The sequence below is a fragment of the Cohnella kolymensis genome (assembly GCF_000829465.1).
GTDB classification, from domain to species: Bacteria; Bacillota; Bacilli; order Paenibacillales; family Paenibacillaceae; genus Cohnella; species Cohnella kolymensis.
In genome coordinates this window covers 186,882-200,568 of the sequence record NZ_JXAL01000024.1, presented here as the reverse complement: position 1 = coordinate 200,568, position 13,687 = coordinate 186,882, and the positions used below count along the sequence as shown (strand labels likewise).

Here is a 13,687-nt window from a genome sequence, read left to right as displayed (position 1 = left end):
CCTCATTTACTGACAATGCCCCATAGTTTTCTTAATCCGATCGATAGAACTGGCTTACCGTTTATTTCTTCCGGAAGATCCATGTAACGCTCGATCACCAGAATTAAGCCGTTCACTGACTCGAATTGTGCATAGCGTTCGAGTTGCTTCAACACCTGCAGCTCGTTCGGCTTCCCTTTCTTCGCCTCTATGCCAATTCCGTTATCTGTAAGAAAGTCGATTCGATTCCTCGGGCCGAGGGGAACTTCGCTTTTAAACGAAATCCCCTCTTTCGCGAGTTCCCGAGCAATAATCTCATGCAGTTTGTATTCGCTGATGATGACATGACTTCGAATTCTTTTAAGAGCTGTAACCACTCTATCCATAATCAATGAACCAGTTGCCGGTCTGTAATTTCTTCTTCTGGACGTACCCACACATCCATATGAGAGAACATGAACGACACACCAACATTGGACAGAACAAGAGCCATTAGAATTACATTCGCCATTCCCTGAGCAGCATCTGGCGGAACCGCATTCCCTACATATTCCCGTGCTTTTGCGTCACTGCATCCTTCTATTTGAAATGGCCGTCCATCAGGCAAGTGACTTGGAAAACCTTGCAGAGCTCCGAGCTCATAAGTTGTAAGTGGTCGATGCCATGTTCCGTCCTCGGCAATAATGACCATGACACAGCGCTCGTTCTGCTCGGGTATTCTTGGATCCGCGATAGCTGCGCTTCCGGAATGAACGTCTCCGGAGCCGGTTACGGTTGTTGCAGGCTCGTCCCACTTTTGGACACCGTATGATCCGGATCGAGGTTTGCAACCTAGTCGCGGATCGGATACGGATTGCGCGCCGCTGCCAAGAGTGTCTTCACCAGTTATAGTGTGGGCCTGACCGTCCCAAGGACGAACCGAGTATCCGTTACTGCGTCTTTCACCGTTACGGTCATTTGCTCTTGGATCTGCGATAGCAATTGCCCCACTTCCGAATCTAGTGCCGGTTACACATGGCGCAGTTTCATCGATCTGGACGATTCGGTATACTCCTGGATGTCTGTTCTCTCTATCATTCAATCGCGGATCTCCGACACAGAGGGAGCCGTTATTCGGGCGCATCGCACCTGTGACGGTAGGAGCGCACTCATTGTATTTAGAGACACGATAGATCGAGACATGGGTGCCTCGCTTGAAATTAGTCCTTGGATCAGCTACCGCAGCGCAGCCACTGCTACCGTTCACCTTAGCTTGTCCGGTGACGGTATTTCCCGGCTCGTCCCAATCTTGCACTCCGTAAGAACCGCCGCCGCGAGGTTGGTATTCTAATCTGTATTTCTCAAACTCTACTTTTTCGAGATCTCGCCAGTCTCCTCCGGCAGGAATAAACGCAAGACGCTCCCACGTCTTTCTTTGCAACAATGGCACGCGGTGCATTGGACCTCCGCGCTCTTCATCTCCAGGTAACGGAAGATGGCCGATGACTTCACCGATCGTTTTAAGCGGCTTGATTTCCGGTTTATAGACGAATGACGGCATTTTCGTTTCTTGCCTTGCTATCAACAAATACCGTTTCCGATGCTGTCCGAGTCCGCCGATCTCTCCGCAATCATGACTTTCATCGTTGACCGCATAGCCGTACTTCTTTAGGACCGTTTTGATCTGGTTGAGAATCTTCTTCCCCCGTGTCATGATGCGCGGCACGTTTTCAAGCAGTAACAATGATGGGAGCTCCCCGCCATAATCGCGGCATGCTGCCAGTGAAATATCAATGCCCCGAATGGTTAGGAGATTCAAAGCCTGATACTTTTTGCTGCCTGCCGATTTCTCCGGGAGCAGTCCCGAGAAGCCTTTACATGGCGGTGAAGTAAATATCACATCAGGTACTTCCTCACCGAATGCCTGCCAAATGTCCCACGGCTCCGCTTCGTGCCAATCAGCTGCAGGTTCTTTATCGAAGAAGTCGGTGTATTGCTTTCGATCAAAGAGATCCATGCATACAGCCTTCTGGCCAGTGATCATTTCGTAATTCCGGCAAACGACCGGATCGGCATCAATGCTGCACAAGGATCTGAATTGCGCCAGCTTTCCCATGTGCTCGGCACGAGCCCCCTTAAATCCGAGGCTCCGCCGCCAATTCCACCAAACAAATATGCGACCGTATACTCAGTTTTCATCCGTTAGTCTCCGATCTCATGTGTTGGTAGGTACATTACGTCTTGATCGATATAGGCAGTGACTTGGTTCTCATCTTCTTCTGGAGATTGGTGTTCAGCGTTTTGGTTGTCGCTCATGCAGTATTCGCCCTTTCCCTTGCGATTGTTTAATCAGTTTGTTCATTGCTCGTTTGCGGTCAACCTTTTCCTTTTTAACGTCCTCGATCGGAACCCACTGGCCGCGATACTTGGTAATTACAAGTAACTGCAGGTCCGGGAACCTGGCTTTGAACAGCCGGCGCTTTACGCTGAAGGTGGATGTTTCCTTGCCCTTCACATCAACGATGATCTGCTGGCCGTCAGCGAAGGAGATCAAGAAGTCTGCAATATACGTGATCTTAGGCTTGTCCTGCAGCACGTAGCTTGGGTGGCATTTGATTTCCGTTATCGCGCCATCCTTTTGCATCCAGAGGAGCTCTTGGTAATAAGAGCCCTCCATGACGCTATCAAACTTTTCTCCTTCGACTTCGATTCCAAACCGTTTAATAGTTTCAACTTCGAATAGCGTGCCGTCCGCCGTAACAATTACTTTCTTGGCACCGTATTTGCTCATCCCTCACTCTCCGGTTCGATAAGGAAGAACCAGATGCAAGGCCAGTTCGTCCTTGCCCCGTACAATGATGGGGCTTGTCTTACCATTGAGGCTCATGGTCATTTGATTTGCATCTATGGCCTTTACTGCATCCGATAGGTATTTCTGATTAATTCCAAAACTGAACGACTCACCTGTAAAACCCTTGATGTCAACGAATTCTTGCACCCGTTTGGTCTCTTGCTCTGACACCATCATGAGTTCATTCTCATTGACAGTAACTTTCATAAGGTTTTGCTTACTCTCTTTTGCCACTATATTTATCCGGTCGAGTGCAGCGGCAAGTTCATGTCTATTTACTTCCAGTTGCGTTGCAAAAGTGGTAGGGATGATCTTGTCGGTATCAGGATAGCTTCCAACTAGTATTCTGGAGTAGAAAGTGAAATCAGCAGATTTAACCAACATTGCATCGTCAAAACTGATTTCGATATCTCCGTCTCCTAAGATTTTGGAAAGTTCCAAGAGTGTCTTTCCGGCCACAACACTGTGAAAATCTTCGCCGCTTATCTCAGACTGGATACGACCGAGACGATGACGGTCAGTCGCCGTTAGCGTTAACACGCCATCTTTTTGAGTAAACGAGATCCCCGTAAACATTGGCGTTTCTTCCTTAGTGCTGATGGCATACGCCGTTGTGGAGATCAGTTCTTTCAGGTCCTTTCCTTTCATGGAGACGCGTGTCCCGTTAACCATGGGGAATGTCGGGTATTCTTCCGGATCCAGAGTAGACAGAGCGAATTCTGACTTGCCAGCTTTAATCACCACTTTTCCGACTTCCGTCTGGATCGTTATGAAATCAGACAATTTATTTACAATCTCCGTTAACTTCTGCCCTGGAATGGCAGTGGCGCCGGATTGTTCAACAGTAAGGTCATCGCTTGGGATTAGCGATTGTATGAACGTTTCTGTGTTCCCAGCCGTGATTCGAAGTCCTTCAGGTACAGCTGCGAGAACTATGTGAGATAAAATTGGAATGCCGTCTTTACTTGGTAAAAATTTCGATGCGCTCTCCAGATGCCTCTTTAACGTGGATTGTTGAATGACTATTTTCACAAAATGACCTCCAAAAGATTCGGATAATTGCAGTTAATTACTTGCCGCATCTGCTTGCTTTGCCATAGCTGTGAGCTCAGCGATTACGAGGTTCTTTAGCCTTTTCTCGTAGCCTGCGGGGATGCGATATTTCAGCACATATCTCCTGACAAATCGATCAACACCCTCAAGCTTAGGTTTATAGATCCGGGTGAGATCTTTGATGCTTTGTTCCACTTCACCGATTTTTATCACTGCCATTTGCTAGATCCCCTTCCCGGATAATTTCAGCCACTAACTCTTTCACTTTCTGCTGGATAAAGAACGTATAGTTTGCGTGAGAGAAGCCTGCCGTCCCCATGTCGGCGCACATCTTTCTAGCCAGGTGATCTAGCTGTTCCAGTTTGTCTCGGATTAACCACTCATAGCTTTGATAGATATCCTCCATCTCGGAGTGATAATGCTTGTTACTCATGGCCGTTGACCTTTCTCAGCAGCTCGGCAATCTCGGTAGCATAAGGAGCCAGATACTTGCGCTTCATTTCATCGAACTCAACGTCATAATCAAATGCGCCGGTGGGTCCGATTATCGGCACAAACCTCAGTCCGCCAGAGTAAGCTTTCAGAAACGTTCCGACACTTCGTAGAGTCCATAACCGCCGCTGTAGTAGTTCAGCAGTTTCTTTGTTCTTAAGAGTGGGAATCGTCCTTAAGAGTTTTTTCCATAACGGCGAGTCAGGTAGTTCGGGCCGAGGATCTTCAAAGATGTACATCAATTCCTCTACTGGATCACTCACCCGGCTTCACGCCCCTGCCGTTTACTCCATTTGGCTTTTGTGTCGTTCAATTCTGTTTCGCCGAAGTCTTTTCCAGCTAAGTCGTAAGCTCTTTTCACTGCAACAATGTACTCTTCCTCTGTCATTTGCGGATCTTGATCGTTGTCTTTAACGACAGGCATTGAAGGTTTCCCTGACCTGGACCTCTGGTTCCCATTGCCATTCCGGATCTCCGGAGGAGCGCCCGGTGGAGGGATAGGATTTAGGGAGGCGACAGTTGTCTTACCTTCCTCGATCATGCCGTTAATGATTGTTACAAAATATGGGACATGCTTTTTCTCAGCCTTTTTGATGGCTTTTTCGATTACTCCCGTTTCAACTTGTCCGATGTAGGTGTAAATAGTTTCAAGTCCATCAATGCCTACTCCCTTAAGTCCGCATTCGATGGTAAGAAGCCTTAACCTATTTTTAATTTCATTCAAGTTTGCGGGCAGTTCCGTTAAGTTAGCTTCCTTTCCCTTCTCTTCATTTCTTTTCTCTTCTTTTAACTTCTCTTCTTTTAGGCGAGAATCAAAATCTGAATCAGCATCATCATGCTCAGAACCTTTCTCATAATCATTCCGAGAATGACTATTGGAATCTCTCTTGTCTATTATTGGATTAGGTATAACACTCTTTTGAGGCTTATCTACACGTTGAAACTTAAACCAATTAACAAGCCGGATGTACCTACTCTCGTCAACAATGTACTGTTCGATAGAACCAATTTTTTCGATATAATTCAGGTCGTCAGTAATGTCCTGAATGGTGAAATCCTCATATGAAAAGATAATTGACCGTATAAAGGCTGGATTCCCTCTCAGCTTCCCTTCATCATCAGCATTTGAAAATAGCCCAATGAGCAGCAGCCGCTGGCGGACTGTGAGTTTAGACACATCCTCGCTCTGCCAGAAGTTGGGGTCGATCATACGCCTACGTGCCATAAACCCACCCCAACTTATTGTTTTTTCTTCTGTTGCAATTTCTACAGGTAATCACAAGGTTGGGCAATTCATCGGTGCCGCCGCGACTCAATGGGATAACATGGTCGATCTCATGTTCGATCCATAACCATGCGCCCTTGCCTTTCGATCCCGTGAAGAGTCTCGATGCCCCGAATCTTCTACAATAAGTACAGTTTGCCGAACCGTCCCGCTCAACTATCGACTTTACAGTTTTGTTTGATATGGACTTTCGAGCCATACCACCTCACCCCGGATCATAAACATATCTTCTTCCTTGCCAGCCAATAACTGTCGGGATGTCATTTTTGAGCTTCATCACTTTCACTGAATTATCGATTAATGGTGACTCAAGTACGCGGATCGTTCGCGGTGTGTGCGGCTCCCAGTCAATTAGCCCATTCTCCTTCAATCGATCCAGATGGCCCATTACCGTGGAAGAGGAAGCCAACCCGACAGCGTTAGCGATTTCTCTTACAGTTGGAGAGTAGCCATTACCTTCAATATGAGAGGAAATGAATTCTAAGATCCGTTGCTGCCGACTCATTTGGTCACCTGTAGGAACGCGATTTTGATATTCCCTGCATAACGGTGGACACATTCCAAGTGATCACTAAAGATCCGCTGTATCAGCCAATCACGATAATCCATATTGTTGTTTCCCAAGATAACAGCCTGCTTCAAGGTTGGTTTTGTTCCTCGGACTCTGCTCAAGTCGGTTCCCCCTCGTAACCTTTTAAAATCCAAACCTTTCTCTTCTCCCGACCGAATTTCATAGCATCGGATACCTTGTCCAGAAACACGTCTACGTGATAACCATCGACCTTCCCGCCAGTGTCCTCAGCCCGGCAATATCCATAACCCTCTACAAACAAAGAGCTGCCAAGTGGGATGTACTCGGGATCGACCGCACAGACGCCTACCTTCGCTCTGGTACCGGTGTAAGTAATTCCATATCCTTTCATGCCCGGACGCTTACCTGTCGATTCTGGCCCAGCCGTATAAGCTGTGACGACCATCTCTATTGGCTCAGTCTGATTCACCTTTACATAAGCCGTTTTGGTGATAATCTCCGTTTCAACAATGGTTCTTATCTCCGGCTTTGGCTGCGGCTTCGACGGGTAGAATACATTGACGACAAGGGAAATTAGTATTGCTGCAATAATTAAATCCAGAGAATATTGATTTATCCATTTGAGAGCTTTCATGTCATACCTCCGTTTAAAAGAGTGTGATTTGTTTTTCTGCTGTATCCACCGACGCCGCCGCGGGGTTGATCCAGAGTACTTCGGTTCGTGTGCGACCAGCCTCGGCTTGCACTTTCCTTTCTTCCCGCATCCAATGCTTCAGCCGATTATCATACATCGGATGAGCATAACCCGAGAGCAAAACAGGACCGGGATGAGCGTCAAGCACCTCGAGCAATTGCTCGTGGTCGGTATCTTTCATTTCGTTTCGATACATCCTGTTATTCCGAGTTGAGAGTATATAGGGTGGGTCTGCATAGACCAGAACTTCTGGTCTCTTATATCGCTCTAATAATTTGATAGCCGGTTGCCATTCGATTTGGACATTGCGCAGCCGATCAGTCACCGTGAGGATCTTTCCCGGAAGCGCCTGCCAATCCTTTGCCGGGTGAGGGGCATTAAGGTTGATGATATGCCTCCACCCGGTTCTATCACTCGTCTTCCCACCTCGAGCCATCCAACAGCGAACAAGGAACCGCCGAGCTCGTTCTATGTCGCTGCCCTCAGAATCATATCCCTTGTAATATTCAGCTCGAGCATATGGAGTCCAGTGGATTAATCGCGCCAATTCTTCCGGTCTATCTCGGATGATTTGAAAGAGATTGGATACCTCTCCATCCAGGTCGTTTATGGTTTCCAAGATTGCCCGCGCCTTGTTAAACAGTACAGCCCCGCTACCGAAATAGGGTTCTAAGTATGTTGTGTGCGGCGGCATGTGACTGATAATCCACTCAGCCATGCTCCACTTGCTTCCTGGGTAATGCAATATACGTGGAGTTCTTTTCATGTTGTCTCCACCCGCGTAGCTCGGCTTTCAAGGAATGTTTGAAAATCCAATCGATGACCTCCTAGCCTGCCTTCTCAGCTTCCTTTGTTTTCGTGAAATAACCGTATCCAGCATCTTCAATGTGTTCAACTGAGTGACAGATCGGGCATACCGTTTGTGAATGATCTACTTCCTCGTAATCCTCAACGGCAAAGGTCACCACGCAATAGGTGCATTCATATAGGTGCATAAAATGCTCGGAATCCGATGCGGCCTTGTCCCTTTTGCTTTTTCTAAGTGGCCAATGTTCAGGATTCTTCTTTCGTTCTTTGCTGATGATGGACTGGCAAGAAGCGTTCGGAATCCCCAACTCTTTGGCTATCCCAGCCATCAGCATGCCGGACATGAACAACTGATGAAGCCGGTTCTTATCGACTGCCATAGCTACTCCTCCTCATCTGGTGTAATTGATTGACCCCTCTGCGAAATTTACTTTCATCTTTAGCCTTAAGCCGTGCAGTGTCTCGGTCATGGAGTCAAACTCGTTCCGCCACTTCTGCATCCGGCCATAAGATTCAGCTTCCATCTGACGGATCTTCGTGATTGCAAGCTCGGCGTTTTCCTTCTTAGGGCGATCCGCTTTAATGTAGGCTTTTGCGTACTCGGTATCACGATGAACGTGCATCCTCTTGTACAGCCGATCACACTCTGAGGACAAATCTCCGATCAACACGAGACACTTTGTCAATATTTCGATCTTTCTTAAAAGTGCTGCCGGATTATCCTCCTGAAGCTCGACGGCCAGTTCCTTGTATCGATCGATTTCCGATATGTACTGGTCAAGGTTCAATAGATTCACTCCCGGCATTCAGCTCCGCTATAAAACGGCTTGGCTCCATGATCTCCGTCTTTCCCCAGCTGACGGATTCCCTTGTGGAAGAGATAATGAGGTTTTGCTTTGCCCTCGTAACTGCCACATAAGCAAGCCGGCGTTCCTCTTCCATATCCCGAGTGTTTTTACTAGGGAAGATTCCCTCATTCATTCCGATCAGGAAAACAGTTGGAAATTCCAATCCTTTGCTGCCATGGATCGTCATGATCTTGACGGCATCCTTTGTATCCATCAGCTTTTCTTGGATATCCCGGATGCGCACCCACTTTAGGAATGTTGGAGCATCGCAATCTTCACCTATGGCCTGCTGCCGTTCCATCCAGTAGTAGATATATTGCTGGGCATCATCTAAATCCTGAATCCGGTTATGCAGATTCCGTTCCGAGTATCTCCCTCGCAGATCCAAGCACTCCGCCAACTCCGTGAATGAATGTAGGGCCGTGTCGGCGGATAGGACTCGATCGGACACTTCTGTAAAGAAACTCCGCGACATTGAGAAGTTCTCATGCTGTATCATCGCGTCCCTTAGCGTCAGAGAGTGATCAGTTGCGTATTTCTGCAACTCTTTCATTTGCATCTCCGCGATGATCGGCTCAGGGAAATTGATAGCCCGTTTAAAGTTCCTTTCATCTTTTGGATTAAAGATGCTAATGAGATAAGAGATTATAGAGCGAACGTCATTCTTCTTAAGTGGGTCATCCGATCCACTAAGAACAAGGCAAGGAATTCCCGCCGCCCTCAGTTTGTAATACATGAAGTCGATCTGAGCATTCGTCCGGGCCAGTATTGCGTAATCCGAGTAGCTCTCACCTAGCGCTTTTTGCTTTATCAATCCCGCAATAATTTCTGCCTCAGAATCCTGGCTGGATAGTTCAAACCGGTCGTATGGAAGGCCGTCTTTGTTTGCGATTAGCGTTTTTGCCGTTTGGTTCTCGTTGTGTTTGATAAGGTTGTTGGCCGCTTCGATGATCGGCTTTGTCGATCGATAGTTTTGTTCAAGCTTGATGACCTCGGTTCCGGCGAACTCGTTCGGGAATTGCAGGATGTTCTCAACCCTCGCTCCGCGCCAGCCGTAGATAGCCTGAAAGTCGTCTCCTATTACAAACAAGTTTTCAGGAGATAGGAGCTTAACGAACTGAAGTTGCTCCTTGTCCGTGTCCTGGAACTCGTCCACGAATACGTATTTCCATTGCCGGCGGTAATACTCAGCAACATCAGAATGCTTCACGAACAATTCGTTGACCTTGCGAATCAGGTGATCAAGGTCGACAGCGTTGTAACGCCTAAGCTGCCAACCGTATTCCCTGAGCACCGAGGCTTCTGGCTCCCTCGGATTTGTCCGGCCCATCTGTTCGATGACTTTATTAACAGATGTTTGGGAAGCGAGTCCGAGCGTTGCGAGAATGGATTTAATGATTTCTTCCCGATCCTCTTGAGAGTAGATGGTGAACTGTTTATCCAATCCGAGCCGATGACCCCACTCTTTCAGGATGCGAACGGCCAGTGCGTGGAAGGTGGAGCAGTTCAGTTTCTTTGCTTCCTTATCCCCGATCAGCGGGCCGAGACGATCTTTCATTTCCTTCGCCGCGGCGCGTGTGAATGTGATTGCGATCACGCTTGATGTTCCGACGCGGCAGTTAAGGTTCAGATGAGCCAGACGGTGGGTGAGGGTCCGGGTCTTGCCCGTCCCCGCCCCGGCCAACATAAGAATTCGTTTGGATTCGGATAAGACGGCCGCCGCTTGCTCGTTATTCAATCCGTCAGTCAGACTCGGCAATCTTTTCACCGTCCCTCAACGAATCCAGTTGTTCGTAGATATGACCGATGACCTTTGATTCCGGAAGCCACCAAAGTGAATCATCGTTCTCAATCAGGTCGTTGATCCAGAGATAGCCATCATCGAACTCATTTGCGGCCAGCAGAATACGACCGCCTTCGTACTGAACCGAACACACGATGATTTGTCCTTCATGATGGTATTCAATAACCGCCCCATCGTATATTTCACCGAATCCTTCCTCCGTTTCATGATCGTCGTGGATTTCGGTGAATTGTTTGAGTTCGACGTCAATAAATCCGAAAGTGTGAGTGTTTCCGTCCGATCCCTCGCAGAATACGAGTCCATGCTTCCAATCGACGGAATAGACGGCAAACATCTTTTTCAAACGAAGGTGCCACGCCCGAAACTTGATTTCACGCATGCACCGCTACCTCCGATACACCGAGACTCCAAACCTTCCAGCCATCGACGTCGGGCTCATCCACCACGCCGGCAATAAGGATGTTGTCCAGTTTGTGTGCCAATCCGTTCAGACCGTTCAGCAGCCCTCGGAAGTTCTTTTTGTCCAGGTTCTCGATATTGTCCAGCGCCAGTACCTTAAGCGGCGGGTTCGCCCGTTCAAGCAGCGTGACAAGGAATGCGGACAGGAACATCAACTGCTCACCAGTAGACAAAACGTCGAAGTTGGTTTCGTATCCGTTCTTCACCCATCCAAATTGGAACACTTCTTTGCCCGTTTCAGATTGAGTGGAGAAGAATACCGGATTTTCAATGCCCATCAGGCGGAGGTTCTCATTGATGGACTCTTCCACAGGCCCAAGGATGCCCTTGACCAACTCTCCTTGAATGCCCTTCGCCCCGAGCGCTGCCGACAGGTTCTTCGCCGCCGTGTGGTAGTATTGCGCTTTACTGGCGGAGATCATGGCCGTCTGCGAGTTAGAAAGCGTTATTTTGGCCTTCTCTTTCTCTTCAAGCACACGCTCCAGTTCGGCGATTTGGTTTTCCAAGGCGGTGTGTTGCGGCTCCAAGATATCAAGCGGAGCGAATGCCGGCGGCTTCTCAGCGGTGAGTCGGGTTAGCTCCTCATGTAGAGCGTTCACTTTGCCTTGCGCTTCTTGCTTGAATTGAAATTCGATTTGCTCAGCCTTGCGGACTGAGTCGATCTCCGCACGAATTCTCTCGTTGGATTTCGCTTCCTCAACAAATGCTTGATGCATCGCGCGCTTGGAATCCTCGACGATTTTCGTCTTTCCTTGAATCGATTGGATTTCCGTTTTTTGAGTCAGGGCACGGGCATTCAATTCGTCGATCTGTGCCTGCAATGTCGGGCCTTTCTCACTAACAAATCCGGTGAATTTCGAGAAATCCTTATCACAACCAATTTTGTGGTGGAGGACGCAAACGCCAGCGCCTTTATCTTGAATGTTCTTAAGAACGGTGTTCATGGTATTGAGTTCAAGATCCAATTTCGCCAGCTGTGCATTTGTTTGGTGCAATTCGGTTGTCTTTGTCGATTCCAAATGACGCAGTGTGTCGATGTCCTTTTGGATGCTCTCTGATTCTGCGGCAATGTCGGTCTGCTTGATCTTGGCTTGCAGAGTAGCAATTTCCGCTTCGTAGTCCCGCGCAGTGTTCGTGTTGATCATCGTGGTCAACTTTTCGATCTCGCTGCGAAGCTCGTCCATACGGCGGTTCTTCAAATCCCACTGCCGCTTGATTTCCTTGCCGGCCGTGATCTGCCCGTGAACGTCGGTATACTGCTTCCGGAGTGTTTGTATCTCTTCTTTCTTGGCGACGATATCCCGATCAGTTTCTTCCAAGCGGTTTTTCATATCAGCAAGCTCCCGGACAGCTCCGGTTGCATCAGCCTGCTTTTTATTCCAGTGTTTTTGCTGGCTTTCCACCCAAGAAAGCATCGACTGAAGCCCGGCTGTGAGATCGTATCCCTCCGGCCATTCCGCCAGCGCATCATTCATCAATTCGTGCGCGGATCGTACAGATCGGGATTTGTTTCCTTTATTCCCGGTGTGAGGAGAGTTTTGATAAGATGAGCGGTTACCTTGGGCTTGTCCCATTCATCATTCGAAATGGGAGATAACCCGTAGATGAATTTTCGCCGCTCTGCATCGGATTTATTGAGGAATTCTTGAAAGTCGAATACGACAGGGAAATTGCCAATTTCAGCCGTAACGCGGGCTTTCATCTGTGTCGCGTTCTTTTCGCCTTTATTTGGGGATACGGAAAGGGATTCGCTATAGCTAACTTCCTTGCTGCCGTCACCTTTCAGCTTTTCCGAACGAACGATGGAGCGGTCAAAAGTGAAGTTATCCAACTGCAGTCCGGCAGTCATTTCCTCTCCCGAACTAAGCTTGAAAGTCTCTTGATTCGTTTTTCCTTTGCCGGGGATATAGCCAAGCATCGCCAGTTGGACAGCCTGCAGCCTGGTAGACTTTCCGGAGCCGTTACGACCCACGAAAATATCAAGGCCGCTGAGTTCCTGTGTAAATGTGTTGCCCTTTATCTGTTTTGCGCGAATGGATTTGATCATTAGAATCGTGGTCCTCCTTCATGGGATAGTAAGCTGATTTCGCTTGTTTCTTCCTGTGTATCAATGAATGTATTGGATACGCTAGCACCTTCAACGTTGCCGGTTGCCAGCAATTCCCGTGAAAGTTCATGAAGCTGCTGATCAGAGAAATCCGACAGAAAATTTGCGACAAGGACACTGGCTACACCGAGCTGAGCCTTTACTTTCACTGGCGGCATGCAAGGATGCTTCTTTAATGAGGACTTCCATGCCAGCGTCGATGCCTCGCGCTCGCCGTAGTTCTTCCTCCGGATGAAGTTTGAAACGATCGGGATAATATCCGCGCATTCAGTCCTTGCGTAGATTCCCATGTTGCCGTGGAACGGTTCGAAGTACCCGGTTTTGCGCTCATCTTCATCCAACTGATCAAAGGTGCAGAGTCTGCCGGCATCCTTATTCAGAGCAATCGCAGCATTAAGCTCCATTAGAAACAGCAAGCGGATATCGTGCATGACCGTGGCCGCGCTAACAAATGGTTTACCGTCCAGTCCTCTGCCGACTGTTACGTGATATGCCCAAAACTTTTGAGGCGTGTTAGTCTTTTCGTCGTATTCGATATATGGATTTCCGACTTCTCGTCCGTCTGGAAGAATCATAGTTTTAGTTTCGATGCTGCGGATGCCGGCGACGATATTGATTGCCCGGTACCCTTCGGCGCTTATGATCCAATCCCCGTCGTCAGCCTGGAATAGATGACCCTCAGCTTGAGAAAGTCTGACTACGCCGGCAACCTGATCTGCCCTGAGGAAAAGCTGGCCATTTGGTACGTTCGCCGGGATCCAACCATGTGGATCTTGTACTTCAACCTTCTGCATTCA

At 48.2% G+C, this 13,687-nt stretch carries 21 protein-coding genes; all 21 read right to left on the bottom strand.

What is annotated here, in order from left to right:
- Positions 1-2: 2 nt before the first annotated feature.
- The 21 genes from SD71_RS16065 to SD71_RS15975 all read right to left on the bottom strand — a co-directional run bounded on the left by SD71_RS16065 (position 3) and on the right by SD71_RS15975 (position 13,684).
- Positions 3-365, bottom strand: a complete 363-nt coding sequence (locus tag SD71_RS16065) for a hypothetical protein (protein WP_041065208.1) — start codon at positions 363-365, stop codon at positions 3-5.
- Positions 366-367: 2 nt separating this feature from the next.
- Positions 368-1,975, bottom strand: coding sequence for a DNA cytosine methyltransferase (locus SD71_RS16060; RefSeq protein WP_200889615.1), 1,608 nt, complete (start codon positions 1,973-1,975; stop codon positions 368-370).
- Positions 1,976-1,998: 23 nt separating this feature from the next.
- Entirely contained in the window at positions 1,999-2,157 is a 159-nt protein-coding gene (locus SD71_RS24460) for a hypothetical protein (RefSeq protein WP_200889614.1), read from the bottom strand.
- Positions 2,158-2,251: 94 nt separating this feature from the next.
- Positions 2,252-2,749: a DUF1064 domain-containing protein gene (locus SD71_RS16055; protein ID WP_041065204.1), complete on the bottom strand. Its 498-nt coding sequence runs from the start codon at positions 2,747-2,749 to the stop codon at positions 2,252-2,254.
- Positions 2,750-2,752: 3 nt separating this feature from the next.
- Positions 2,753-3,841: a DNA polymerase III subunit beta gene (dnaN, locus tag SD71_RS16050; RefSeq protein ID WP_041065201.1), complete on the bottom strand. Its 1,089-nt coding sequence runs from the start codon at positions 3,839-3,841 to the stop codon at positions 2,753-2,755.
- A gap of 33 nt (positions 3,842-3,874) precedes the next feature.
- Entirely contained in the window at positions 3,875-4,081 is a 207-nt protein-coding gene (locus SD71_RS16045; RefSeq protein WP_041065198.1) for a hypothetical protein, read from the bottom strand.
- Positions 4,059-4,295 carry a hypothetical protein gene (locus SD71_RS16040; protein WP_041065195.1) on the bottom strand — a complete coding sequence of 79 codons (237 nt, stop codon included), beginning with the start codon at positions 4,293-4,295 and terminating at the stop codon, positions 4,059-4,061. Before SD71_RS16040 ends, SD71_RS16045 begins: the two co-directional genes overlap by 23 nt.
- Complete coding sequence (locus SD71_RS16035) at positions 4,288-4,617, bottom strand: hypothetical protein (protein ID WP_052476321.1); 330 nt, start codon at positions 4,615-4,617, stop codon at positions 4,288-4,290. Before SD71_RS16035 ends, SD71_RS16040 begins: the two co-directional genes overlap by 8 nt.
- Entirely contained in the window at positions 4,614-5,579 is a 966-nt protein-coding gene (locus tag SD71_RS22405) for a hypothetical protein (protein WP_052476320.1), read from the bottom strand. The genes SD71_RS16035 and SD71_RS22405 overlap by 4 nt, the downstream gene beginning before the upstream one ends.
- Positions 5,569-5,838 (bottom strand): HNH endonuclease, encoded by a 270-nt coding sequence (locus SD71_RS23210; protein WP_041065193.1) that lies wholly within the window; start codon positions 5,836-5,838, stop codon positions 5,569-5,571. The genes SD71_RS22405 and SD71_RS23210 overlap by 11 nt, the downstream gene beginning before the upstream one ends.
- 6 nt (positions 5,839-5,844) lie before the next feature.
- A complete protein-coding gene (locus SD71_RS16020) occupies positions 5,845-6,144 on the bottom strand; it encodes a LexA family protein (protein ID WP_052476319.1) in 300 nt (99 codons plus the stop codon).
- Positions 6,141-6,311, bottom strand: a complete 171-nt coding sequence (locus SD71_RS26295) for a DUF6906 family protein (RefSeq protein WP_407637553.1) — start codon at positions 6,309-6,311, stop codon at positions 6,141-6,143. The genes SD71_RS16020 and SD71_RS26295 overlap by 4 nt, the downstream gene beginning before the upstream one ends.
- On the bottom strand, positions 6,308-6,805 hold the full coding sequence (locus tag SD71_RS22400; RefSeq protein WP_052476318.1) for a 3D domain-containing protein: 498 nt from the start codon (positions 6,803-6,805) through the stop codon (positions 6,308-6,310). The genes SD71_RS26295 and SD71_RS22400 overlap by 4 nt, the downstream gene beginning before the upstream one ends.
- Before the next feature lie 13 nt (positions 6,806-6,818).
- Positions 6,819-7,631: a DNA adenine methylase gene (locus tag SD71_RS16010; RefSeq protein WP_041065190.1), complete on the bottom strand. Its 813-nt coding sequence runs from the start codon at positions 7,629-7,631 to the stop codon at positions 6,819-6,821.
- A 61-nt stretch (positions 7,632-7,692) separates the two neighbouring features.
- Positions 7,693-8,052 (bottom strand): hypothetical protein, encoded by a 360-nt coding sequence (locus SD71_RS16005; protein ID WP_041065188.1) that lies wholly within the window; start codon positions 8,050-8,052, stop codon positions 7,693-7,695.
- Positions 8,053-8,064: 12 nt separating this feature from the next.
- The gene (locus SD71_RS16000) at positions 8,065-8,460 is read right to left on the bottom strand and encodes a hypothetical protein (protein WP_052476317.1); all 396 of its coding nucleotides are present in this window, start codon (positions 8,458-8,460) and stop codon (positions 8,065-8,067) included.
- Complete coding sequence (locus SD71_RS15995; RefSeq protein WP_082034286.1) at positions 8,450-10,288, bottom strand: ATP-dependent helicase; 1,839 nt, start codon at positions 10,286-10,288, stop codon at positions 8,450-8,452. The genes SD71_RS16000 and SD71_RS15995 overlap by 11 nt, the downstream gene beginning before the upstream one ends.
- The gene (locus tag SD71_RS15990) at positions 10,263-10,703 is read right to left on the bottom strand and encodes a YopX family protein (RefSeq protein ID WP_041065182.1); all 441 of its coding nucleotides are present in this window, start codon (positions 10,701-10,703) and stop codon (positions 10,263-10,265) included. Before SD71_RS15990 ends, SD71_RS15995 begins: the two co-directional genes overlap by 26 nt.
- Positions 10,696-12,258: a coiled-coil domain-containing protein gene (locus SD71_RS15985; protein ID WP_041065178.1), complete on the bottom strand. Its 1,563-nt coding sequence runs from the start codon at positions 12,256-12,258 to the stop codon at positions 10,696-10,698. Before SD71_RS15985 ends, SD71_RS15990 begins: the two co-directional genes overlap by 8 nt.
- Positions 12,258-12,830 carry an ATP-binding protein gene (locus tag SD71_RS15980; protein WP_041065175.1) on the bottom strand — a complete coding sequence of 191 codons (573 nt, stop codon included), beginning with the start codon at positions 12,828-12,830 and terminating at the stop codon, positions 12,258-12,260. The genes SD71_RS15985 and SD71_RS15980 overlap by 1 nt, the downstream gene beginning before the upstream one ends.
- The gene (locus tag SD71_RS15975; protein ID WP_041065172.1) at positions 12,830-13,684 is read right to left on the bottom strand and encodes a hypothetical protein; all 855 of its coding nucleotides are present in this window, start codon (positions 13,682-13,684) and stop codon (positions 12,830-12,832) included. Before SD71_RS15975 ends, SD71_RS15980 begins: the two co-directional genes overlap by 1 nt.
- Between the last annotated feature and the right edge of the window lie 3 nt (positions 13,685-13,687).

Coding starts and splice junctions, on each gene's coding strand:
- SD71_RS23210 (WP_041065193.1), bottom strand. CDS start 5,838: ATGGCTCGAAAGTCCATATCAAACAAAACTGTAAAGTCGATAGTTGAG.
- SD71_RS16005 (WP_041065188.1), bottom strand. CDS start 8,052: ATGGCAGTCGATAAGAACCGGCTTCATCAGTTGTTCATGTCCGGCATG.
- SD71_RS24460 (WP_200889614.1), bottom strand. CDS start 2,157: ATGAAAACTGAGTATACGGTCGCATATTTGTTTGGTGGAATTGGCGGC.
- SD71_RS16010 (WP_041065190.1), bottom strand. CDS start 7,631: ATGAAAAGAACTCCACGTATATTGCATTACCCAGGAAGCAAGTGGAGC.
- SD71_RS22400 (WP_052476318.1), bottom strand. CDS start 6,805: ATGAAAGCTCTCAAATGGATAAATCAATATTCTCTGGATTTAATTATT.
- SD71_RS16040 (WP_041065195.1), bottom strand. CDS start 4,295: ATGAGTAACAAGCATTATCACTCCGAGATGGAGGATATCTATCAAAGC.
- SD71_RS16060 (WP_200889615.1), bottom strand. CDS start 1,975: ATGGATCTCTTTGATCGAAAGCAATACACCGACTTCTTCGATAAAGAA.
- SD71_RS16045 (WP_041065198.1), bottom strand. CDS start 4,081: ATGGCAGTGATAAAAATCGGTGAAGTGGAACAAAGCATCAAAGATCTC.
- SD71_RS22405 (WP_052476320.1), bottom strand. CDS start 5,579: ATGGCACGTAGGCGTATGATCGACCCCAACTTCTGGCAGAGCGAGGAT.
- SD71_RS15990 (WP_041065182.1), bottom strand. CDS start 10,703: ATGCGTGAAATCAAGTTTCGGGCGTGGCACCTTCGTTTGAAAAAGATG.
- SD71_RS16065 (WP_041065208.1), bottom strand. CDS start 365: ATGGATAGAGTGGTTACAGCTCTTAAAAGAATTCGAAGTCATGTCATC.
- SD71_RS15980 (WP_041065175.1), bottom strand. CDS start 12,830: ATGATCAAATCCATTCGCGCAAAACAGATAAAGGGCAACACATTTACA.
- SD71_RS15975 (WP_041065172.1), bottom strand. CDS start 13,684: ATGCAGAAGGTTGAAGTACAAGATCCACATGGTTGGATCCCGGCGAAC.
- SD71_RS16055 (WP_041065204.1), bottom strand. CDS start 2,749: ATGAGCAAATACGGTGCCAAGAAAGTAATTGTTACGGCGGACGGCACG.
- SD71_RS16020 (WP_052476319.1), bottom strand. CDS start 6,144: ATGAGTCGGCAGCAACGGATCTTAGAATTCATTTCCTCTCATATTGAA.
- SD71_RS15985 (WP_041065178.1), bottom strand. CDS start 12,258: ATGAATGATGCGCTGGCGGAATGGCCGGAGGGATACGATCTCACAGCC.